This window comes from Acidobacteriota bacterium (assembly GCA_040752915.1).
Classification (GTDB): domain Bacteria; phylum Acidobacteriota; class UBA4820; order UBA4820; family DSQY01; genus JBFLVU01.
Genome location: JBFMHB010000041.1, coordinates 1 through 22,590, shown reverse-complemented (window position 1 = coordinate 22,590; position 22,590 = coordinate 1). Strand labels below are relative to the sequence as shown.

Annotated in this window: 15 protein-coding genes, 2 tRNA genes and 3 rRNA genes; 11 read left to right on the top strand and 9 right to left on the bottom strand. The window is 65.6% G+C overall.

Features of this window, described 5'->3' with window-relative positions; all coding sequences use genetic code 11:
- Positions 1 to 61 precede the first annotated feature (61 nt).
- On the top strand, positions 62 to 1,258 hold the full coding sequence (locus AB1824_08875; protein MEW5765075.1) for a diguanylate cyclase: 1,197 nt from the start codon (positions 62 to 64) through the stop codon (positions 1,256 to 1,258).
- 34 nt (positions 1,259 to 1,292) lie between these two features.
- Here AB1824_08875 and AB1824_08870 read toward each other — a convergent pair whose 3' ends face one another.
- Positions 1,293 to 2,567 (bottom strand): MltA domain-containing protein, encoded by a 1,275-nt coding sequence (locus AB1824_08870; GenBank protein ID MEW5765074.1) that lies wholly within the window; start codon positions 2,565 to 2,567, stop codon positions 1,293 to 1,295.
- Positions 2,568 to 2,675: 108 nt separating this feature from the next.
- On the opposite strand from AB1824_08870, the gene AB1824_08865 reads away from it, so the two are divergent.
- The 5 genes from AB1824_08865 (at position 2,676) to AB1824_08845 (ending at position 6,501) form a co-directional block, all read left to right on the top strand.
- Positions 2,676 to 3,089, top strand: coding sequence for a transcriptional repressor (locus AB1824_08865; GenBank protein ID MEW5765073.1), 414 nt, complete (start codon positions 2,676 to 2,678; stop codon positions 3,087 to 3,089).
- 1 nt (position 3,090) lies between these two features.
- Complete coding sequence (locus tag AB1824_08860) at positions 3,091 to 3,510, top strand: rubrerythrin family protein (GenBank protein ID MEW5765072.1); 420 nt, start codon at positions 3,091 to 3,093, stop codon at positions 3,508 to 3,510.
- Between the two features lie 112 nt (positions 3,511 to 3,622).
- Entirely contained in the window at positions 3,623 to 4,906 is a 1,284-nt protein-coding gene (locus AB1824_08855) for a heterodisulfide reductase-related iron-sulfur binding cluster (protein MEW5765071.1), read from the top strand.
- A gap of 46 nt (positions 4,907 to 4,952) precedes the next feature.
- A complete protein-coding gene (locus AB1824_08850) occupies positions 4,953 to 5,531 on the top strand; it encodes a DUF3501 family protein (protein MEW5765070.1) in 579 nt (192 codons plus the stop codon).
- 4 nt (positions 5,532 to 5,535) lie between these two features.
- On the top strand, positions 5,536 to 6,501 hold the full coding sequence (locus AB1824_08845; protein MEW5765069.1) for a fatty acid desaturase: 966 nt from the start codon (positions 5,536 to 5,538) through the stop codon (positions 6,499 to 6,501).
- 9 nt (positions 6,502 to 6,510) lie between these two features.
- On the opposite strand, the gene nhaA is transcribed toward AB1824_08845, so the two are convergent.
- The gene (nhaA, locus tag AB1824_08840) at positions 6,511 to 7,830 is read right to left on the bottom strand and encodes a Na+/H+ antiporter NhaA (protein MEW5765068.1); all 1,320 of its coding nucleotides are present in this window, start codon (positions 7,828 to 7,830) and stop codon (positions 6,511 to 6,513) included.
- A 101-nt stretch (positions 7,831 to 7,931) separates the two neighbouring features.
- Here nhaA and mscL point away from each other — a divergent pair, with 101 nt between their 5' ends.
- On the top strand, positions 7,932 to 8,366 hold the full coding sequence (mscL, locus tag AB1824_08835) for a large conductance mechanosensitive channel protein MscL (GenBank protein ID MEW5765067.1): 435 nt from the start codon (positions 7,932 to 7,934) through the stop codon (positions 8,364 to 8,366).
- 92 nt (positions 8,367 to 8,458) lie between these two features.
- On the opposite strand, the gene AB1824_08830 is transcribed toward mscL, so the two are convergent.
- The gene (locus tag AB1824_08830; protein MEW5765066.1) at positions 8,459 to 11,110 is read right to left on the bottom strand and encodes a PKD domain-containing protein; all 2,652 of its coding nucleotides are present in this window, start codon (positions 11,108 to 11,110) and stop codon (positions 8,459 to 8,461) included.
- A gap of 161 nt (positions 11,111 to 11,271) precedes the next feature.
- Here AB1824_08830 and AB1824_08825 point away from each other — a divergent pair, with 161 nt between their 5' ends.
- Positions 11,272 to 12,687, top strand: coding sequence for an RtcB family protein (locus AB1824_08825; protein ID MEW5765065.1), 1,416 nt, complete (start codon positions 11,272 to 11,274; stop codon positions 12,685 to 12,687).
- Positions 12,688 to 12,696: 9 nt separating this feature from the next.
- Here the strand turns inward: AB1824_08825 and AB1824_08820 are convergent, their stop codons facing one another.
- A complete protein-coding gene (locus tag AB1824_08820) occupies positions 12,697 to 14,928 on the bottom strand; it encodes a DUF87 domain-containing protein (GenBank protein MEW5765064.1) in 2,232 nt (743 codons plus the stop codon).
- Positions 14,929 to 15,058: 130 nt separating this feature from the next.
- Here AB1824_08820 and AB1824_08815 point away from each other — a divergent pair, with 130 nt between their 5' ends.
- Genes AB1824_08815 through AB1824_08805 form a run of 3 tightly spaced genes read left to right on the top strand, consistent with a single transcriptional unit; the run spans position 15,059 to position 17,066 of the window.
- Entirely contained in the window at positions 15,059 to 15,829 is a 771-nt protein-coding gene (locus AB1824_08815) for a methyltransferase domain-containing protein (GenBank protein MEW5765063.1), read from the top strand.
- The gene (locus AB1824_08810) at positions 15,826 to 16,458 is read left to right on the top strand and encodes a hypothetical protein (protein ID MEW5765062.1); all 633 of its coding nucleotides are present in this window, start codon (positions 15,826 to 15,828) and stop codon (positions 16,456 to 16,458) included. Before AB1824_08815 ends, AB1824_08810 begins: the two co-directional genes overlap by 4 nt.
- Positions 16,455 to 17,066 (top strand): hypothetical protein, encoded by a 612-nt coding sequence (locus AB1824_08805; GenBank protein MEW5765061.1) that lies wholly within the window; start codon positions 16,455 to 16,457, stop codon positions 17,064 to 17,066. The genes AB1824_08810 and AB1824_08805 overlap by 4 nt, the downstream gene beginning before the upstream one ends.
- A 268-nt stretch (positions 17,067 to 17,334) precedes the next feature.
- Here AB1824_08805 and rrf read toward each other — a convergent pair.
- The 5 genes from rrf to AB1824_08780 form a co-directional block, all read right to left on the bottom strand.
- Positions 17,335 to 17,451: ribosomal RNA gene (gene rrf, locus AB1824_08800) — 5S ribosomal RNA — on the bottom strand.
- 63 nt (positions 17,452 to 17,514) lie between these two features.
- A 23S ribosomal RNA gene (locus AB1824_08795) occupies positions 17,515 to 20,528 on the bottom strand.
- A 103-nt stretch (positions 20,529 to 20,631) separates the two neighbouring features.
- Positions 20,632 to 20,707: transfer RNA gene (locus AB1824_08790), tRNA-Ala, on the bottom strand.
- 44 nt (positions 20,708 to 20,751) lie between these two features.
- Positions 20,752 to 20,828 (bottom strand) — tRNA-Ile (locus tag AB1824_08785).
- Between the two features lie 133 nt (positions 20,829 to 20,961).
- Positions 20,962 to 22,524: ribosomal RNA gene (locus AB1824_08780) — 16S ribosomal RNA — on the bottom strand.
- Together the 16S, 23S and 5S rRNA genes with 2 tRNA genes alongside form the textbook arrangement of a ribosomal RNA operon.
- Between the last annotated feature and the right edge of the window lie 66 nt (positions 22,525 to 22,590).

Here is a 22,590-nt window from a genome sequence, read left to right as displayed (position 1 = left end):
GGCCTCCTCAGAGTAAGGGAGCTGCGGGGAGGGCGGTGGGGACCGCCCGGAGGAGGGGCCTATGGAGCGAGGGGTGGCCGTGGACAATCTAGCCGCATGGAAATCCCAGGAAGATGAGTTGCTCGCCCTGGCGATGGAGTCGGCGCCCGATCCGATCGAGGTGGACGCCCGGCTCCAGGAACTGCGGTCCCGCTTCGGGCCGGACGTGTATGCACGGTTTCTCCACCTCATCTGCCACGTGGACGTCTCCCCCGAGGAAGCCCTGGGGCATTGGAAAGCCATACTCCGTCACACCCAAGCCATGGCCGAGGGCCTCCGGCGTCCCGTCGACTATCGGGTGGGGGCGGCCGATTACTTCATCCGCGAAACTCCCTGCATCCCCTACCCCGCCGTCATTGACATCCGGATTTATCAGCAGACCGAGCAAGGGGTTCTCAAAGATCCCCTCACCTCGCTCTACAATCTGCGGTATCTCGAAGAGGTTCTGCCACGAGAGATAGGCATCTCTCGCCGGAGCGGAACCCCGCTCACGCTGATCTTTCTCGACGTGGATCACTTCAAGTCCTACAACGATCGCCTGGGCCACGAGGCGGGAAACCAGGCTCTCCAGGCCGTGGCGGGCATGATCCGGGACTCGGTCCGGGACATGGACCTTCCCTGCCGCTACGGCGGGGAGGAATTCACCGTCCTCCTTCCAGCCACCGACAAGATGGGGGGGCTCGCCGTCGCCTCCCGCATCGTCCAGGCCGTGGAACGCCTCCGCCTGCCCGCCCCTTCTCCCTTCGGCGTGCTGACCCTCAGCGCCGGCGTGGCCTCCTTTCCGAGCGACGCCGCCGACGGCGAGGAGCTCGTGCGCCACGCCGACGCCGCCATGTACCAGGCCAAGGCCCTGGGGAAGAACCGCGCCCTCCCTTACTCCTACGAGCGGAGAGGCTACTTGCGGATTCCGAGGGACTTCACAGGGACCGCGGCGGGCAACGGCCGGGCCGCCCTTCCCCTTTCGGGGAAGAACCTCAGCTGTTCGGGTCTCTACTTTCAGCTACCCATGGACGTGACCCTGGGACAGATCCTCGATCTGGATCTCGATCTCGGTCAGGGCCCGGGAGCCTCACGAATCGCCTGCCGGGTTCGGGTCGTGCGGTGCGAACCCGAAGGGGAGGGGGTGTTCGGAATCGGGGCCCAGATCGTGCACATTCCGACGGGAGACCGCTTGCGGTACTTCGACGTGGCCTCCGCGCCCCCTCCAAAGGGCGACTGATCGGAGAGGGACGGCTCCGGCACCCCTTCGGCCCTCAAACCTTACGCTTCAGAAGGAAGTACAGGCGGCCCGGCTCCCTCAGCCGGCCCGCCACGGCCTCCGCCGGAGCACCCGCTCCGCAGAAGAGGTCCACCCTTCCAGGCCCCCGAATGGCGCCCCCGGCGTCCTGACTGAGGACGATCCGGGAGAACGGCGTCCACCCCCGCAGGGCCCCTCCTGCCCCCAGGTCGGGTTTTCGGGAAAGGAGGAGTGCGGGGGCGCCCTTGGGAAAGACCGCCGGGTCCAGGGCGACGGACCGGGAGGGGGTGAGGGGGATGTTCAGGCTCCCGTAGGGTCCTCCAGTCTCGAACCGGAAGAAGGTGTAGCTCGGATTGACGTTGAGTTTTGCCTGCCTCTCCGATTCGCCCATCGAGGCGAGAAGATCCCGGATGTCCTGCATGGAGGCCTGGTCCTCCGCCAGGAGCCCCGCTTCGATGAGATGGCGCCCGAGGCTGGCGTACGGGTGGCCGTTCTTCCCGTCGTACTGCACCCGAACGGTCCTTCCGTCCTCGAGTTGGAGCCGACCCGATCCTTGGACTTGCAGGAAAAACACTTCCACGGGATCAGCGAGATAGGCGATCTCCAGCCCCTTCCCCCTCAACGCGCCGCCGCCGTCGATGTCCTCCCGGGAGAAATACGGCACGAGGCGATCTCCGACCAGGCGCCCCACGATCTTGGCCTGGCTTTCGGCCAGGGGGAATTGCGACAAGTCGGCCGTCACGAGGTCGGGGGGCCTCGAGTAGATGGGGTAACGGAATTGGTCGTCCGACCTCAGCCGGCCCGGCAGGACCGGCTCGTAGTACCCCGTCACGAGGAGCTCCCCATTCCCCTCGGAACAGGCGACCCGATAGGGCAGAAAGATCTCCTTGATTCGGGCCGACTTCCCCGACGCATCCAGGCCCCCGTCCTCGGCGATGCGAAGGAGCTCCCGCACGGAATCCGCCACGATGGCCGCGGGAACGTCCCAGGAACCGAGCTTCAGTACGGCGGACGCCGGCAGGCGTCCAAAGTAGATCAGGCTTTGCCGGCACGCCTCGGCCACTCCCGACCAGCCCAGGTCGTCCGCCGGCTCCCCCACTTCGGACCACGCGCAGGGCACGGGGGCCGGACCGGCCTGGGGTGTGGGCGCGGCCTGGACGGGCGGGCTTACCGGGGGCTCGGGCGGAGCGGCGGCGGGCACGGTCGGGACGATAGGACGTCGCGCGCACGCCAGGGCAAGTAGGACGCACCCCGCGAGGGCCGCCACGGACTTCAGTCGTCCCGTCCTCATGGATTCAAGTGTACCGGGCGAAGGACTGCCCGACAAGCCTGGTCCGACACCCCGGCAGGGAATGCCGACGGCCGCCCCTCGGTTATCTATCTCGGAAGCGAGTTCGGAATGATTCCTAGAGCGAGGCAACACAGCCGGCAGAGGGACCATCTCTTGGAGGTCCTGTTGAGCGCCCACGACCACCCGACCGCGGGCCAGCTCGCCCGCCGGCTGAGGGACCTTCACGGTCATGTCAGTGTTTCCACCCTGTACCGGAACCTGGAGATCCTGGTCTCCAGCGGGGCCGTCCGCCGGGTTCGGCTGGACGAAGGCCCCGATCGCTTTGACGCCAACCTTCGACCGCACTATCATGTCGCGTGCAACCGCTGCGGCCGTCTCTGGGACGCCCCCGTCCGCAAGGAGGACCAGTGCAGGTTCTCCCTGCCCCGGGGCTTTCGGCCGGAATCGTGGGAGGTAACCGTTCGGGGCACCTGCGCCGCGTGCGCGCGGGACGCCCACCCCTTTTCTGAACAGGAGGTGTGAGATGCCGAGTCTGAAAGGAACCAAGACCTTCGAGAACCTCAAGGCGGCCTTCGCCGGGGAGTCCGAAGCCAACCGCCGCTACCTGTATTTCGCGCGGGAGGCGGACGTCGAAGGCTACCCCGACGTGGCCGCCGTTTTCCGCTCGACCGGGGAGGGAGAGACGGGGCACGCCTTCGGACACCTCGACTACCTGAAAGAGGTCGGCGATCCGGCCACGGGCAAGCCCATCGGGGACACCCGGCTCAACCTCGCTGCCGCCGTGGCGGGCGAAACCTACGAGTACACAGAGATGTACCCCGGCTTCGCCCGAACCGCTCGGGAGGAGGGCTTCGACGAGGCCGCAGACTGGTTCGAGACCTTGGCGAAGGCCGAGCGGGCCCACGCGGGCCGATTCCAGAAGGCTCTGGACGAAATCAAGTAGTCCCGGAACGAGAAGCGCTCGCGGAGGCGCGGGGATCCCCTCCCGCGCGGGAGGGGGGCCGGGGAGCCCGGCTCCGCGCCTTCGCGGGCGTCAGGGTGGATGGGGGAGCGAGATGAGCGAGAAGGGACTCGGGGGCATCAAGGAATTCGTTTTCGACCCGCGCGATCCGAAGTTCTACGACGCGCGCGACCTCCACGCGGAGGAGCGGCGCATCTTCGAAATCTGCCACGGATGCCGATTGTGCGCGGGGCTTTGCCCGTCCTTCGACGTGCTGTTCGACCTCCTTGACTCCCGGGACATCCTGGCGGAGGCCCTGGAGGACAAGGACCTCGACGCGGTCATGGAGCCCTGCTTCTACTGCAAGCTCTGCTACACGAAATGCCCGTACACGCCGCCCCACGAATTCCGCCTCGACTTTCCGCACTTGGCCTTGCGGCACAAGGCCCAGAGGTTCAAGGAGAAGGGGGCGACGTTCGCGGGCAGGATGCTCGCCGATCCCGCCGGAATGGCACGGAAGGCTCGCCCGGTGGCGGCCCTGGCGAACACCGTGAACCGGAACCGGCTCGCACGCAAGGCCATGGCGCCGCTGCTCAAGATCCATCCCGAGGCGCCGCTGCCTCCCGTGGCGGCGAAAACCTTCGCGTCGCGGTTCGGTTCTCTGCCGAAGCCCGCCCAGACCCGTGAAAAGGCCGTACTCTTCACCACGTGCCTGGTGGACGAAAACTACCCGGAGCTGGGGGAGGTTCTGGTCCGATTCCTCGCCTCCTGCGGCGTGGAAGTGATCCTTCCCGACGGCGTCGATTGCTGTGGAATCCCGGCCTTTGACCTCGGAGACATCGAAACCGCCGCGGCCAAGGCCCGAAAGAACGTGGCCGCCCTTCTGCCCTTCGCCCGGGCCGGAATGCCGATCCTCGCCCCCGTTTCATCCTGCGCCATGGCCCTCGCCATGGAGTACCCCCTCCTCGTCCCCGGAGAGGAGGCGAAGTGCGTGGCGGGGGCCTCGCGGGACCTTCTGGACTATCTGGCCGACTTGAAGAAGCGAGGTCTCTGGCCTTCCGCGGAACCTCGTCCCCTGGGAGAGGTGGCCTACCACCTTCCCTGCCACCTGAAGCAGATGGGCGTTGGGTTCAAGGGACGAGACCTCCTGCGCGATTTGCCGGGGACCACCGTCAAGGTCCTGGATGGCTGCTCGGGCCACGACGGCACCTACGGGATCCGGCTGGAGACCTTTGACGCATCCATGAGGGTGGGGCGAAAGCTCTTCCAGAAGGTCCGGGACGCCTCCGGTCCCGTCACCACCGAATGTCCCCTCTCGGGCCTCCAGATCTCCCACGCCACGGGAAAGGAGGCCGTACATCCCATCGTTCTGTTGGCCAGGGCTTACGGAATCGGGTAAGGAGGCGCCGCGCGCCGGCCCGGCACCCCCTGGCGGAAAGGCATCCATGAAACCCATCGACCGAAGCGAAATCCTCGACCTCGTTCAATACGAAAAGCGCCGAAAGGACATCCGCGCCGAACTCATGGCCCTCAAGGACCGGCGGCGCCTTCACCTGAACCCCATCCTGACCCTGCTTTTCGAGAACCGGCGCACCATTTGGTACCAGATCCAGGAGATGATGCGGGCCGAGCGCATGGTGGAGGAGGAGGCGATCCTCGGAGAAATCGAGACGTACAGCCCGCTCGTTCCCGGCCGTGAAGAGTGGAAGGCCACCCTCTACATCGAAATCCCCGACCTCGACCGCCTGAAGGAGACCCTTCCCCGCCTCGTAGGGGTGGAGAACTCCGTGTACGCGCGGATCGGGAACACGGTGGTCAGGGCAGCAGGCGAGGGGGGTAGGAGCCGCGAGGATTACACGAGCACCGTTCACTACCTGACCTTCGAGATTCCGCCCGGCCTGGTGGAGGCTCTGGAGGCGGGTGCCCCCCTCCGGCTTGGAGTGGGCCACCCGGAGGCCCAGGCCGAGGTGGACGTGCCGACGGCGCTTCGGGAAGAGCTTCTTTCGGACCTCAGGGGAGGTTGAGGCCGTGGCCGAGGGAAGGGGACCCTCCCATTGGGCTGCAAACTCAAGAGCCCTGCGGCGCGAACTCGAGGGGGCGGTGGACCGGGATCTTCTCCGAGACCTCCACCGCCTCTCCCCGTTTCGCCACGGCGCCGTCGCCCTCGGCCTCACGCTCGCCGTAGTCGTGACGGCGGCGCTTCTCTCCCTTTCGCTGCCGTTTTGGGCCTGGTTACCCCTCTCCCTTCTTCAAGGCCTTTTCCTCTTCGACTTCACGATTCTTCTCCACGAGGTTCTGCACCACCTGGTGTTTCCTGGAAAGCGGGAGGGGCCGACGCGGCTTCTGGCCTTCCTGTACGCGCTGCCTTCCGGAATCTCCCCTTCGCAGTTCACGCGCTGGCACCTCGACCACCACGCGGGCCTGGGAAGCCCCACGGAAGACCCCAAACGGAACCGCCTCTCCCCCAAGAAGAACGCCCGCTGGCTCAAGGTTCTCTACTTCACGCCCGCGCTCTTTTGGATCTACTTCCACGCCGCCGCCGAGGAAACGGCCACCTACGAGAAGGCCCTCCGGCGGCGGATCACTATCGAACGGCTCTTCGCCCTTCTGGTGCACGCGGCCGCCGCCGGAGCGATCTTCCTGGCAGGAGGCTTCCCTCTCCTCCTCCGTCTCTACCTGGTGCCCTACCTTTTCGGTTTTCCCCTGGCCTTCGGCTTGAACCGCCTCGGCCAGCACTACGACATCGCCCCTGAAGACCCCGCCCGCTGGGGCACCCGGATGCGACCTTCCCGACTGTGGGACGCGTTCTTCCTCTGGTCCTCCTACCATCTGGAGCACCACTATTTTCCGGGCGTCCCTTTCTATAACCTTCGCAGGCTGAACGCCGCTCTTCGCCCCTTTTTCGAAAGGCGGGCACTCCCCGAGCGATCCTACGGCTGGCTTCTCTGGAAGTACCTGGCGGAAAACCGCGCCCCGCACACGCGCTGGACGTGACGCCGGGCCTCAGCCCCGCCTCAGGATCAGGTATCCGGCCAGACCGGACAGGACCGAGGCGCCGAGGATTCCGACCTTGGCCTGCGCGAGGAGCCCGCCGTCCCCGAAGGCCAGCCCGGCGATGAAAAGGGCCATCGTGAAGCCGATTCCGGCCAGACACCCGACGCCCGCGAAGGTCCGCCATCCGGCCCCGTCGGGCATCGGGCTGAGTCCGGTCCGCACGACGAGGTAGGCGCCGGCAAGAATCCCCAGGGGCTTCCCCAGCAGGAGACCGGCGGCCGCCCCGGCGGTCACCGTTCCCCAAAGGCCGCCTCCTCCCCCGGCCTCAAGGGAAACCCCCGCGTTCGCCAGGGCAAAAAGGGGCATGATCCCGAGAGTGACCCAGGGGTGCAGGGCGTGCTCAAGGCGCTGGAGGGGGGCCGAAGCTCCCTGGGCGGCCTCCGTGAGCCCGAGAAGGGCCTCGTGCTGGGCCGGGGTGAGGAGCCGCCCCTTGGACGTCTCGGAGGCGAATTCTCCGAGATACGATCGCGCTCTTTCCAGAAAGCTCGGGGCCTCCACGGCCACCCGGGCCGGGATCGTCATGGCCACGAGGACGCCCGCCACCGTCGGATGGACGCCCGACTTGAGGAAAAAGACCCAAACCGCCACGCCCGCCAGGGCATACAGGCCGAGGCTTCGCATGCCGAGGCGAGCCAAAAAGACGAGCCCGGCGAGAACGCCCACGCCGGCCCCCAGGTAGGTCGTCCGGATTCCCTCGCTGTAGAAAAAGGCGATGACGAGAACGGCGCCCAGGTCGTCGACGATGGCCAGCGCCGCGAGAAACACCTTCAGCCCGGGCGGGACACGATCTCCCAGCAGGGCCAGGACGCCCAGGGCGAAAGCGATGTCCGTCGCCATGGGAATCCCCCACCCCGCGGCCCCGGCGCCCCCTCCATTGATCAGAGCATACAGGACCGAGGGAACGGCCATCCCACCCAGCGCGCCGGCGATGGGAAGAAGGGCCTGCCGCGGCGTGGACAGCTCTCCCACCAGGATCTCGCGCTTGATCTCCAGACCCACGACGAAAAAGAAGAGGGCCATGAGTCCGTCGTTGATCCAGAGAAGAAGGGTCTTGGACAGGAAGAACGGTCCCGCACCAACGGAAATTTTCCAGGAAAACGCCTTGGCGTAGGATTCGGACCAGGGGGAGTTGGCCCACGCCAGGGCCGCGAGGGCGGCCCCCAGCAGAATCACTCCTGAGGCGGCTTCCCTCTGAAAGAACTCCATGAAGGGCAGGGGGACCGCCATCCGGCCCCGCTTCGTCTTGGCCTGACCCACTTTCGCGCCCACTCATCCTCCCAAGCAGACATGGACGATCGCGTTCCGGACGTGTTGTAATGGGCACCAGTTTACAACGAATGGCTCGGGACCTTTCCCAGGGAGGTGGTCGCATGTTCAAAGAATTCAAGGAATTCGCCATGCGGGGCAACGTGCTGGACATGGCCGTGGGCATCATCATCGGAGGTGCCTTCGGAAAGATCATCACCTCTTTCGTCGGTGACGTGCTCATGCCGCCCATCGGCCTCCTCCTCGGGAAGGTGGACTTCTCGAACCTGTTCATCGACCTCTCGGGCCAGCACTTCGAATCCCTCAAGGCGGCCAAGGAAGCGGGAGCCGCCACGCTCAATTACGGCCTCTTCATCAACACCGTCCTCGATTTCCTCATCGTGGCCTTCGCCATCTTCCTCCTGATCCGCCAGGTGAACCGGTTCAAGAAGGCCGAGGTCCCCGCCCCCCCGGCGACCAAGGAGTGCCCCTTCTGCCTTTCGGCGGTTCCGCTCAAGGCCAAGAAGTGCGGCTTCTGCACCTCCTCCCTGGAGGCCTGAGGAAACCCGCCTTCCCCATCGAGTAAGCCAGAGGGGCCCCGATGCCGGGGCCCCTCTTCACCTTTCGCCGACGTGGCGCTTTGGAGACCCCGTCAGGGCCACTGGAAGTTGACCGTCACCTCGCCCCCGTCGGGATTGAGGAAGCGGATGGCCCGGGGTGTGTTCTTGGGAACCGCCGCCTTCAGCGAGGCGCCTCCCTTGAGAAGGACCTGACCGGAGTTCTTCCACTTGATCTGCGTCCACGGCTGGCCTTCGATGAACACCTGGATGCCGCTCTGGAAGTTGCTTCCCGCAACGACGAAGCGGAAGGGATTCCCCTTCTTGGAGATGGAGGAGACCGACGGGGGGGTCACCGCGACGGTCCCGACCACGAGGGTTCCGGTCTGGGTGCAGACGTCCCCGCCGTTGCCCTCCCGGACCGTGAGGGTCCACGTGTAGGATCCCGCGGTGGAATAGGAGTGGGACACGCCCAGGGCCGTCCCGTGGGCCGACCCGTCCCCGAAGTCCCAGTCCACGGTGGGCGTGTCCGAACAGTCGGTGGCGGTGACCGTGCCGTTGAAGGTCACGACCTCCCAGACGGTGGCGGTGGCCGGAACCGAGGCGGTGCAGGTGAGCACGCACCCGCCGGACGGATCGGTCACGGTGACGGAGCCCGTCTGCGTGCAAGGGGAGGCGCCCGCCGTCGTGACCGTGAGGGTCCACGAGTAGGTTCCCGGAGCGGAGTAGGCGTGGGTGGGGGAGGCGGTGAAGGCGTGGGCCGAGCCGTCCCCGAAATCCCACTCGTAGGAAGGAGAGCCCGAACAGCCCGCCGCCGTCGCCGATCCCGAGAACGTGAGCGCTTGTCCCGTTTCGGCCGTCGCGGGGACGACCGCCGAACAAGCAAGCGAACAGCCCTGGGCGTTCACCTGGATCGTGAGGTGGGAATCGGTGGCCGTGTCCGAGGCGCCGTCGGTGACCGTGAGCGCGACCGGATACGAACCGGCGGAAGCGTAGGTATGGAGGGGGTTCTGTTGGACCGAGGCGGCGCCGTCTCCGAAGGTCCACGCGTAGGAGTAGGGCGGCGTGCCGCCGGAGGCCGAGGCGGAGAAGGCCACGTCCAGAGGGGCCGTCCCGCTCTCCGGGGACGCGGAGGCCGCGGCCGTCAGCGTGGAGGAGTGGGCGCAGAGGCCGGCCGCGGAAGGCGTGGGACTGGCCGCCGACAGGTTCATGGTCGCCGAGGAGAGGGCCAGCGCCCCGAGCACCAGACCCGGGCTTCCGATCGCGGCCGCGGAGGTGCCCGGCGCCACGGCTGTGACCGAACCCGGAACCGACGTGTCGGAGATCAGGGAACACGAGGCGCCGATGCGGCCGTTCCCGTCCAGACGAAGGGCCAGGAGGTCGCTGTTGCCGGCGCCGAAGGACTTGGTCTCCCCGGAGACGAAGAAGCCTCCGCCCGAGAGCGCCTCGACAATACCTTCCTCGCGGTCCGCCCCTCCATACGCCCGTTGGAAGAGCGGGTTCCCCGACGAATCCAATCGGAGGACCCACACATCGTCCAGCCCGTGGCCGAAGGACTCCGTATCGGCGGCGAGGAGAACGCCGCCGTCGTCCAGCGCTTCGGCGGAGGAGAGTTCGTCCTTCCCCGCTCCGCCGTAGGTCCTTTGCCAGAGGATGCCGCCGTCGGAGTCCAGCTTCAGGATCCAGAGGTCGTGGTCTCCCGCCCCGAAGGAATCCGTGTCGGCGGCCAGGAGAAAGCCGCCCGATTGCAACGGTTGAACGAAGCCCCACTCATCCTGCGACCCGCCGTAGGTCTTCTGCCACAGGATGTCCCCATCCCCATCGAGCCGGAGGAGCCACACGTCGCCCACGCCGTCGGAACTCCCCCCCGCCCCGAAGGATCGGGTGGTCCCCGAGAGGATGTACCCTCCACCCGGCACCGGCCAGAGACCGCCTCCGGCATCCAGGTCGCTCCCCCCGTAGGTCTTTTGCCAGAGGACGTTTCCGGAGGCGTCGAACCGGGCCGCCCAGAGATCCGCGTCTTGCGTCATCAGATTGAACACGGTTCCGGAACCGAGGATCGTCCCGTCTTGGGCCTCGTAGAAGGCCCCCGTGACCTGGCCCGCCCCCGTGTACTCCTTCTGCCAGAGGATGTTTCCGGAAGAATCCAGGCGGAGCATCTTCAAGGAGGAGTCAAGGGTGGCGAAGGAGAGGCTGAAGCCGTTCAGGAGGAACCCTCCGTCGGAGGTGGGGAGGGCTCCCGTGAGGCCCGAACCCGGAGGGCCGTAGCTCTTCTGCCATTGAACCGTGCCGTCCTCGCCCAGGCGGACGAGGAAGAAGGTGGCCTGCTGGGCGAGGTCCACGGAAGTTCCCTGGGCGAGAAGGCCTCCGCCCTGAAGGGGCAGAATGGCGCCGAACTCGTTGCCCGAGGTCCCGTAGGCCTTGGCCCAGACGACGGACCCGGATGCATCGGCCTTCAGGAGAAGCAGGTCCTGCTGGCCCGCTCCGAAGGAGGCCGTGTCGCCGCCGAGGAGAAATCCTCCGTCGCCGGTCTGTTTCACGAGAAAGCCGTGATCGCTGTCCGCGCCCCCGTAGGCCTTTCCCCAGAGGGGGGCGGCTTCCGCCAAGCGCACCGAAGACGCCGAAGCCAGGGCCGTCGGGCGAGCGCCCGCAGGGAGCCCCCGGTTCGGGGGTGCCGCCATGGCGCCGAAGGAGGCAAGAACCGCCCAAAGGACCGGCAAGGTCCCTGCAATCGATCTACATTTCATCTGGGTTCCTCCGAGTGAGGTCAAGCCGCTTTGGTGGAGTTCACGGACCGGTCTTTGGAACAGACGGACGGGGGACCCTATTTCCGGGATGGTCCTTTTCCGGAGGCCTCGCAAGGGACGAAGATCCGGCATCCCCTTCCGGCGCCACCTGGAGGTGCACCATGACGTACGAGCGGACGATCCCCAGGCAGGGCGACATGCGGGTGGAGGCCACCCTGTACACCTCCGACCGCCTTCCGGTCGAGGCCGATGCCCTTCGGCAGCTCCGGGACGCGTGCCGAATCCCCACCGTCGTGCGGGTTCTCGCCACGCCGGACATCCACGTCGGATTCGGCGTGCCCATCGGGTGCGTGATGGCCACGGAGGGAGTGGTGCTTCCCGCCGCCGTGGGCTACGACATCAACTGCGGAATGCGCGTACTGACCACAAACCTTCGGTCGGAGGAAACGGACACGGCCCGGCTCGCCCGCTCCATCCGAGGGGACGTCCCCCTGGGCGAGGGAAAGCGGAACGTGCCCATGGACCGCGCGGACTTCCTCGAGGTCCTTCGCTCCGGGGTGCCCGTCCTTCGAGAACTGGGCCGGACGGACCACCCGGCCTGGGAGCACCTGGATCCCGAGGAGGAGGCGCTCACCAGCGGGCACATGGAAGACGGAGGGTCCCTGCCGGGAGATCCCTCGGCCCTTTCCGAGCGGGCCCTGGAGCGGGGCCAGTACCAGTTGGGGACCCTGGGGGGCGGAAACCACTTCATCGAGATCCAGTCCGTGGAGAAGGTGGAAGACCCCGTCGCGGCGGCGGCGTGGGGGCTTTTCTCCGGCCAGGTCGTGGTGATGATCCACTCGGGGAGCCGGGGGCTGGGCCACCAGGTGGGGGACGAGTACATGGCCCTCGCCCGATCCCGCCGTTACTTCGAACCGCACCCCTCCAAGGAGCTGTGCTACATGCCCGTGGACTCGCCGGAGGGGCGGCGATACCTGGGCGCCATGAACGCCGGGGCCAACCTGGCCTTCGCCAACCGGCACCTCCTCGCCGCCCTCGTGAGGAAGGCCCTCCTCGAACACCATCCCGAAGCCAGGGTCTCCCTCCTCTACGACGTCCCCCACAACATCGCCAAGAAGGAGCTTCATGGGGGGCGCGAACTCTGGGTACACCGAAAGGGGGCCACCCGCGCCTTTCCGGGGTCGAGGATGGCCGGGACGCCCTTCGCCGAAACGGGTCAGCCCGTTCTCATCCCCGGTTCCATGGGAACCCGCTCCTACCTCCTGAGGGGGATCCCGGAGAACGAAGTCGCTCTCTGCTCGGCCAACCACGGCGCGGGCCGACGCTTGAGCCGGACGGCCGCGGCGGGGGTCATCCGCCGGGGCGACGGCAAGATCCTGAGGCCCGGCGCCATCACGGACGAGGACTTCCGGCGGGCCATGGAGGGCGTGCACCTCATTTGCGAGGATCGAGCCTCCATCAAGGAGGAAGCCCCGCAGGCCTACAAGGACATCGGAGCCGTCATCGAGGCGGTCCGCGGGGCGGGGCTGGCGGAGGTGGTTGCGGTCCTCCGCCCCTTGGCGGTGCTCAAGGGCTGAGCGGCGCGGTCAGGACCTCGGCTTCCAGAGAATCCCGAAGGAGAGGATCTGAACCCCGCCCCGCGCGGCGGGGAGCAGGGTAATCGCCTCCATGTCCCCTCCGAGGAAGCGCCGAAGGTGCTCTTCGCGGGCGGCGGCCAGGGCGGCGGCGGCAGTGTCCCGCTCGGCCCGGGCATCGGCCAGATCCGATTCGAGGGCCTCGAGCCGGTCCTCCGCGCGGTCGGCCATTCGCTTCTTGGAGGCCGTCCGGCTGATGGCCCCGCCGAGGCTCCGCTTGGAGCCGAGCAGGCCCCCCAGAACCCCGAGACCCACGGAGAGGGCCGTGTCCGCGCTTCGGGCCTTGGATTCGGAGCGCTGGCTTTCCACCTTGATTTCCAGCTGGCGCACCCGGTCCTCCGCCCGGTCCAGACGCCGTCGCAACGGGTCCAGAGCCTTCGTCTCCTCCGCCGCCCGGCGCGCCTCCCTCAAGGCGGAAACCCGACCGCGGAAGGAGGCCTCCGGTTCCCCCGGCGCCTGCATCTCGCCCGTGACGGGATCCTTGAGGAGATTCAGGGTTCGGCGGAGGGCGAGGGCGGCGGCGGCGGCCTTGGCGGCGCGGTCCGGTTTCCAGGAGGAGAAGTACGCCGGCAGGGGGCTGGCGGAGGATCCCGACCCGGGCCAGGTTTCCGTACCCAGGCTTTCGGCGTCCAGCGGGTCCGCGGCGAGGTCCGCCTCGAGCGTGGCCCCGCCCAGGGGCCAGAGAACCTTCTGGATGAGCGAAACGGGGGGGGCCTTCGGAGCCGTCCGGTAGGAAAGCTGGACCTCCGCGGCGAGGTGTGGAACGAGCGAGCCGGTGCCCGAAAAGTAGGACGACCAGCCGGCGGGGACGGTGGGAGGGCCTCCGCTCCGAGGCCCCTCCTGGCTGCCGGGTGCCGGCGCGGGCCGTGCGGCGCCCAGGAGCCGCTCCAATTGGGGCAGGGCGAGCGGTCCGGCGAGGAACGAAACGCAGTGGCGGGTTTCCATGAGCAAGGGGGCGTCCCGCTTCACGTCATGGACCAGGAAGGTCCTGGGGGCGATCTCTCCGAGCCTCTCGGCCGCGTCCACACCCCCCGGGAGGGCGCCCAGGGCGTCCGCGACGCGCCTCCGGTCCGGCTCCGTCTGCAGACGGCCGAGGAACCAGAGGCCGGCGTTGGTGAGCCCCTTGTAGTCAAGGTCCACAGGGTTCTGCGTGGCGAGGACGACGCCCACGCCGAAGGCGCGCGCCTGCTTGAGGAGCGTGAGGAGCGGGGCCTTGGTGGGCGGGTTGGCCGGGTGGGGCGGGAAGTACCCGAAGACCTCGTCAAAGACCACCAGGGCCCGGAGCGAGTCGCTCCCCGTCTGCCTGCGCGTCCACGAGGCGAGTTCGCCCAGCAGAAGGCCCAGAAAGAAAAGCCGCTGGGACTCGGGGAGATGGCTGAGGGTCAAGACCGTCTGCGCCCCCGCGGAGGCGGGGTTCAACCATTCATCCAGGTCCAGAGCCGCCCCGGATCTCCAGGCCGCGAGCGCCGGGGAGGCGAGAAGGGCGTTGAGCCTCAGCGCGAGGGCCGTCCTCTCTTTGGGGGGGATGACCGTGTCCAGATCCAGGACCCCGATCCGCTGGAGCCGCGGAGAGAGGACTTGCCGGACGAGGTCCTCGAGGGACGGCGCCGAACCGGAGTCCCACAAGTCGAGAAGCAGGTGGGACAGGAGCAGCCCCTCCGGGCTCGTAGCCGGATCGTCCGGCAGGTCCGCCAGGGCCATCAGCGAGGCCGCCGCCGAGAGCGCGACCTCCGCCCGCTCCTCCACGGGAGGACAGGCGAAGCGTTCGAGGACGTTGACGGGCCGGAGTTCCGCCCCGGGCGTCAGCACGCGCACGGGCACCCGGGCCAGGGAGCGCGCCGCGTCGGGGCCGGGGCCGAAGGCCTCCACGCCCGCCTTCCAGCGCTCGGCCGTCTCGGCCGCTCGGCCCACGGGTGCGAACGGGGCGAAGTCCTCCGGCCGGTAGTCGGGGAACACGAGCAGCCGGTTCGTCAAGTCCCCCTTGGGATCGAGGACCAGGGTGGGAACGCCCGCCAGGGCGGCCTCCTCCAGGAGGTTCACGAGGAGTCCCGTCTTGCCGGACCCGGTCATCCCGATGACGGCGGCGTGGGTCGTCAGGCGGTCCGCGTCCAGTTCGTACCGCCCGGGCGCTCCGGAGGACTCTCCGGCCGCTTTCGGACGTCCCAAAAAGAAGCGTGCGCCCATGGCTCCCTCCCTTCGTTTCATGATACGCGATGGACCTGCCGCGCGGTAGCGCGTGGGGGAGAGTGTTCCCCGCAACCTGTCGATGCCGTATTCTGGCGGCGTGGCGCCTCGGCTTCTCGAAGGGAGGACCATGGCCTGGGACCCGGACCTCTACCATCGATTCCGCGCGGAGCGCACGGCCCCCTTTGAGGACCTGTTGGGGCTGGTGCGCAAGGCGCCGGGGCTCTCGGTGCTGGACCTCGGGTGCGGGACGGGGGAGCTCACGGCCCGGTTGAAGGAGGCGCTTCCCGATTCGGACGTGGTGGGCCTGGACAGCTCACCGGCGATGCTCGAAAGAGCCCGCCCGCTCTCTCGCCCCGGTCTCCGATTCGAACTCGGTTCGGTGGAGACGGCCGAGGGAGAGTTCGACCTCGTCTTCTCCAACGCCGCCCTCCACTGGGTGGCGGATCACAGGGACCTCATTCCACGGCTCCTGCGCATGCTCCGTCCGGGCGGCCAACTCGCCGTCCAGATCCCCTCGAACCACGATCACCCCGCCAACCGAACGGGCGACGAGGCGGCCCGGAGGGCCCCCTTCCGGGAGGCCCTCGGCGGCTGGACGCGGACGGTTCACGTTCTGCCCCTTCCTGAGTATGCCGAGGTCCTTCACGGCTCGGGGGCCGAGGATTTCACGGTCATCGAAAAGGTGTATCCCCACCTCCTCGCGGACGCGGGGGCCTTGCTCGACTGGCTGGCGGGCACCACGCTCCGGCCGTACCTGGCCCGCCTTCCGGAAACCCTCCATGGCCCCTTCCTGGAGGCCGTCGGAGAGGAGTTGGGGCGCCGGTTCCCCCAACGCCCCGTCTTCTTCGGGTTCCGGCGGATCCTTCTCCACGCCCGCCGCGGAAAGGACCTCCGGTGAGCCGGATCCTACGGGGCCTCCTTCTCGCGTTGGCCGCCCTGCTCCTGTTTGCGTGCCGTCCGAAGGTGACCCGGTTTACGTTCGAGCCCCTGGACATCGGCTCGGACCCCGTTCAAACCGCCTGCGAAAATGTGCCCGCCTGGACCTTTACGAGGGGGGGGTTCCACATCACCGTGACGCCGAAGGCGGAGTACACGTTAAAGGGGATCGTCCTCTCCCGGAAGAACTACTCCGGCGATCGGAACGCGATTCTCTCCCCCTGCGACGTGGCCATGGCCTGGGGCAGGCTGGCCGACGAAGACCTCCTGGACCGGATCTCCTGGGACCAAAGCGGCCGCTGGTACTGGTGGCGATGCCCCGACGGGTTTCCCTTCGACAACTCCTTCATCGCTCGGTACTCGGCCAACACCCACATCTTGCCGGCCACGCCCAACGTCCGCCGCGCGGTGCTTCGCCTCAAGGCCGGCGACCGGGCCGCCCTCTCGGGTCACCTCGTCTTCGTCGACGCGACGGACGGGACCTCCCAGTGGTGGTGGCACAGCAGTCTCTCTCGAGAGGACACGGGGGAGGGCTCCTGCGAGGTGCTTTTCCTGAAGAGTCTCGAAGTGGACGGAAAGGTGTACGAATGACGCGCCCCCTCCTGGCCCTCCTCCTGGCGGCCTCCCTGGTCGGGTGGGGTCCCAGGGCCCCGGCCGCGGACGGCCTCACCCTCGAGCCCTACCTCAGGATTCGGGTGACCGAGTCCGCCGGAGAGACCGTGGTCGACGTCCCTCGCAGACTGCTGGACGCGCTGGGCCCGACGGGGGCCACCGTTCCCCTTGGGACGTGGAAAGGGAGGGCTCTGCGACTTTCCGTGGACCGGACCGTCCGCGACCTCAGGGGCCTTCCCGCCGAAGGCGCCGAGAAGATCATCCTGCGGCGTCAGACCGACGCCGGTCCTCTGACGATTTCCGCCAAGCCCTTCGCGAAGCGTGTGCCCCCGAGGCGCCCGGGGCCCCTCTGGCTGGATGCGGTGTTCCTGCGGCTGGACGGAGACCGCAAGCGGGTCCAAACCACCCTTCCGCTCGTGGCCGTATCCGCCGTGGGTCCGGCGCTCTTCCAACTCGCCGGGGCCCCCGCGGATCCGGATGTTCTGCCTCTTCTGGAAGAGGGGCTTCGCGCCGCGGCGGCCGTGGGATCGGGAGCCGTTCTCGACGCGCGCGCCCCCTGGGCAAGGCTCATCCTGTCCACGCGCTGAATCGGAAGGCCCGCACGCGGGTGCACACCGCGATCACGGCGTGGGTACGGGAGCCGAGGGAGGAAACCCGCCACGGCGGCGTCTCTTCGCCATGACCTGCGCCAGGGAGTTTGCCTGGACCGGCTCCGGCCCGCCGGAGCCCGCACCGGCGGCCGCGGGTGGACGGTGCACCGGCTTTCTCCCCGACGTCGCACTTCGGTTCAACGAGCCACGGATGTCCCAGAAAGGAAAAAGCCCCCGACGAATCGGGGGCTTCTTCTCGTTAACTTCCCGGCGGCGACCTACTCTCCCACGCAGTTGCCCACGCAGTACCATCGGCGCTGAGGAGCTTAACTTCCGTGTTCGGAATGGGAACGGGTGTGACCTCCTCGCTAGGGCCACCGGGAAAATCCGGTAGTTCTATCAATCAGTGATCGGGCAACGCACTTCGAAACCGAAAGTAAGTGTTATGGTCAAGCCTCACGGGCTATTAGTACGGGTCGACTGAACGCGTTACCGCGCTTACATCTCCCGCCTATCAACCTGGTCGTCTTCCAGGGCCCTTCAGCCATTGCTGGAGGGAGGCCTCATCTTTGGGAGGGCTTCGCGCTTAGATGCTTTCAGCGCTTATCCCACCGGAGGTGACTACCCAGCGCTGCCCCTGGCGGAACAGCTGGTACATCAGAGCTCCGTCTATCTCGGTCCTCTCGTACTAGAGATGGAACCCATCAAGCCTCCTTCGCCCGCGACAGATAGGGACCGAACTGTCTCGCGACGTTCTGAACCCAGCTCACGTACCGCTTTAATCGGCGAACAGCCGAACCCTTGGGACCGGCTTCAGCCCCAGGATGCGATGAGCCGACATCGAGGTGCCAAACCCTGCCGTCGATGTGGACTCTTGGGCAGGATCAGCCTGTTATCCCCGGAGTACCTTTTATCCTTTGAGCGACGGCCCTTCCATTCGGAACCGCCGGATCACTAAGCCCCACTTTCGTGCCTGTTCGACTTGTAGGTCTCGCAGTCAAGCTCCCTTATGCCTTTACGCTCTGCGGCTGATTTCCAAACAGCCTGAGGGAACCTTTGGGAGCCTCCGTTACGCTTTGGGAGGCGACCGCCCCAGTCAAACTACCCGCCTAGCACTGTTCCCAGCCCGGATAACGGGCCCAGGTTAGAACCTCAACACCACGAGGGTGGTATCTCAACGTTGGCTCCACCGCAGCTGACGCCACGGCTTCACAGCCTCCCACCTATCCTGCACACGTGGAGTCGAAATTCAATGCTAGGGTGCAGTGAAGGTTCACAGGGTCTTTCCGTCTAGTCGCGGGTAACCGGCGTCTTCACCGGTGCCACAAATTCGCTGAGCCCCTCGGGGAGACAGCGCCCAAATCGTTACGCCTTTCGTGCAGGTCGGAACTTACCCGACAAGGAATTTCGCTACCTTAGGACCGTTATAGTTACGGCCGCCGTTTACCGGGGCTTCGGTTCAAAGCTTCGCCTTGCGGCTGACCTCTCTCCTTAACCTTCCGGCACCGGGCAGGCGTCAGTCCCTATACGTCGTCTTCACGACTTTGCAGAGACCTGTGTTTTTGTTAAACAGTCGCTTGGGCCGATTCTCTGCGACCTCATTCCGCTACAGCCGCGAGGGCTTTCACGTACTCGAGGTTCACCTTCTCCCGAAGTTACGGTGGAATTTTGCCGAGTTCCTTCCCGAGGGCTCACTCACGCGCCTTTGGATACTCTCCTCGCCCACCTGTGTCGGTTTACGGTACGGGCACCTTAAGGACTCGCTACGAGGTTTTTCTTGGCGGCATGGACTCGGCCAGTTACCTCTCGTCCAAGGACTCGAGGCCCTCTCGGCTCTCGGTGTAATGGTCTCGTGGATTTGCCTGCGAGACCCACCTACGACCTTCGACCAGCGCATCCATCGGCTGGCTGACCTATCCTTCCGCGTCACCCCTTCGCTGATAGCGTCCCTAGGGTGGTACTGGAATATTAACCAGTTTTCCATCGACTACGCCTTTCGGCCTCGCCTTAGGACCCGACTAACCCTGGGCGGACGAACCTTCCCCAGGAAACCTTAGGCTTTCGGCGTGGCGGATTCTCACCGCCATTATCGCTACTTATGCCGACAGAGTCACTTCCTACGGATCCACCCGTCCTCGCGGTCGAGCTTCATCTCCGTAAGAACGCTCCCCTACCGCCCCTCTCCTTTCGGAGAGAGACCCGCAGCTTCGGTGCCTGGCTTGAGCCCCGGTACATTATCGGCGCAGAACCGCTTGACCAGTGAGCTATTACGCTTTCTTTAAAGGATGGCTGCTTCTAAGCCAACCTCCTGGCTGTCCGAGCAGTTCAACAACCTTTACCACTTAGCCAGAACTTAGGGACCTTAGCTGGCGATCTGGGTTATTTCCCTCTTGACCATGGAGCTTATCCCCCACAGACTGACTCCCGACCTCTCACTTGACGGCATTCGGAGTTTGGTTGGATTCGGTACGGCTGACGCCGCCCTAGTCCATTCAGTGCTCTACCTCCGGCAAGAAACGGTCGAGGCTAGCCCTAAAGCTATTTCGGGGAGAACGAGCTATAACCGAGTTTGATTGGCCTTTCACCCCTATCCCCAACTCATCCAAGTGGTTTTCAACCCGCACTGGTTCGGACCTCCATCTCGTGTTACCGAGACTTCATCCTGGTCGGGGATAGATCACCCGGTTTCGCGTGTACCGCATGCGACTGAACGCCCTGTTCAGACTCGCTTTCGCTACGGCTCCGGACCTGAGGCCCTTAACCTTGCCACACACGGTAACTAGCCGGCTCATTATGCAAAAGGCACGCCGTCACGCATTGCCTTGCGGCCATAGCGCTCCGACTGCTTGTAGGCGTACGGTTTCAAGTTCTATTTCACTCCCGTCACCCGGGTTCTTTTCACCTTTCCCTCACGGTACTGGTTCACTATCGGTCGTAGGCGAGTATTTAGCCTTACCGGATGGTCCCGGCAGATTCCCACGGAATTCCACGTGCTCCGCGGTACTTGGGAAATCCACGAAGGGGCGGAGCGGCTTTCGTCTAAGGGGCTGTCACCCTCTATGGCCGGCCTTCCCAGACCGTTCGACTAACCGTCCGCTTTGTAACCCTTTGAACCCACTGCAGCAGGTCCGTGTGGCTCCCACGACACCGCTCATGCAAGGCCTGCAGGCTTGAGCACATGAGCGGTTTAGGCTCTTCCCCGTTCGCTCACCACTACTTGGGGAATCACGGTTGTTTTCTTTTCCTGAGGGTACTGAGATGGTTCACTTCCCCTCGTTGGCTTCACACGCCTATGGATTCAGCGTGAGATGGCCGGGTATTACCCCGACCGGGTTGCCCCATTCGGGAATCCCCGGATCAAAGCCTGCTTGCGGCTCCCCGAGGCTTAACGCAGCTTGCTACGCCCTTCATCGCCTGCCTACGCCAAGGCATCCTCCGTACGCCCTTTGTAGCTTGACCTAACGTACTTCCAGCTTCTTTGTGGCGTTACCCGATCACCAATTGTCAAAGATCTTCGGACCCATCGTCGGATCCCGTCGCGAACGCGGCATCCGGCGCCTGGTGGTGGAGATGAGCGGATTTGAACCGCCGACCCCCTGCGTGCAAGGCAGGTGCTCTCCCAGCTGAGCTACATCCCCGTCTGTACGATTTCGAAATTCAAATTTCGAAATGGAGAGGGTGGTGGTGGGCCTAGGTAGAGTCGAACTACCGACCTCACGCTTATCAGGCGTGCGCTCTAACCAACTGAGCTATAGGCCCGATCTTCCCGGGCCAGCCCGAACGCGCGGCCCATCATCTCTCAGCACAAGTCCGATCCGTCAAAGAGCCCGCCTTGCGGCCCTTTCAAAACTAGATGGCAGAATGCGAAATCCCGAATCCTGAAACTCTTTAGAAAGGAGGTGATCCAGCCACAGGTTCTCCTACGGCTACCTTGTTACGACTTCACCCCAATCACCGACCCTACCTTCGGCGCCTGCCTCCTTGCGGTTAGCCCAGCGACTTCTGGTAAAGCCGACTTTCGTGGTGTGACGGGCGGTGTGTACAAGGCCCGGGAACGTATTCACCGCGACCTGCTGATTCGCGATTACTAGCGATTCCGGCTTCATGCAGTCGAGTTGCAGACTGCAATCCGAACTGAGACCGGCTTTTTGAGATTCGCTCCCCCTCGCGGGTTTGCAGCTCTTTGTACCGGCCATTGTAGCACGTGTGTAGCCCTGGACATAAAGGCCGTGATGACTTGACGTCGTCCCCACCTTCCTCCCCGTTAACCAGGGCGGTCCCCTTAGAGTTCCCGGCATGACCCGCTGGTAACTAAGGGCAGGGGTTGCGCTCGTTGCCGGACTTAACCGAACACCTCACGGCACGAGCTGACGACAGCCATGCAGCACCTCGACTCCCGCCCTATAGCAAGCTACAAGGAAGCCCTGTTTCCAGGACGGTCGAGAGCCGTTCGAGCCCAGGTAAGGTTCTTCGCGTTGCGTCGAATTAAACCACATGCTCCACCGCTTGTGCGGGCCCCCGTCAATTCCTTTGAGTTTCAGCCTTGCGACCGTACTCCCCAGGCGGGGTACTTAATGCGTTAGCTCCGGCACGGGAAGATTTAGACTTCCCACGCCAAGTACCCATCGTTTAGGGCGTGGACTACCAGGGTATCTAATCCTGTTTGCTCCCCACGCTTTCGCGTCTCAGCGTCAATCACGGTCCAGAGAGCCGCCTTCGCCACCGGTGTTCTTCCCGATATCTACGCATTTCACCGCTACACCGGGAATTCCGCTCTCCCCTCCCGCATTCAAGCCTGGCAGTTTCGAAAGCAGTTCCCCGGTTGGGCCGAGGGCTTTCACTTCCGACTTGCCAGACCGCCTACACGCGCTTTACGCCCAGTAATTCCGAACAACGCTTGCCCCCTACGTTTTACCGCGGCTGCTGGCACGTAGTTAGCCGGGGCTTCCTCTGCTGGTACTGTCACCGCGCGGTGGTATTGGCACCGCACGGCTTCTTCCCAACTCACAGGGCTTTACGACCCGAAGGCCTTCATCGCCCACGCGGCGTCGCTGGGTCAGGCTTTCGCCCATTGCCCAAAATTCCTCACTGCTGCCTCCCGTAGGAGTCTGGCCCGTGTCTCAGTGCCAGTGTGGCCGGCCACCCTCTCAGGCCGGCTACCCATCGTAGGCTTGGTAGGCCGTTACCCCACCAACTACCTAATGGGGCGCGGGCTCCTCCTCAAGCGATAGCATGCAAGCAGAGGCCATCTTTGCCGACAGGGACCTGGGTCCCCGCCGAGTTATGCGGTATTAGCGCTCCTTTCGGAACGTTATCCCCCACTCGAGGGCAGATTACCCACGTGTTACTCACCCGTGCGCCACTCTACTCGGGGTTGCCCCCTTTCGCGTTCGACTTGCATGTGTTAAGCACGCCGCCAGCGTTCGTTCTGAGCCAGGATCAAACTCTCCAGTTGATTTTGGAGGTTTGAATAGGTTCGGATTCGGTCGTGGACTGTTTTATGGTCCGCACGATCTCGCGT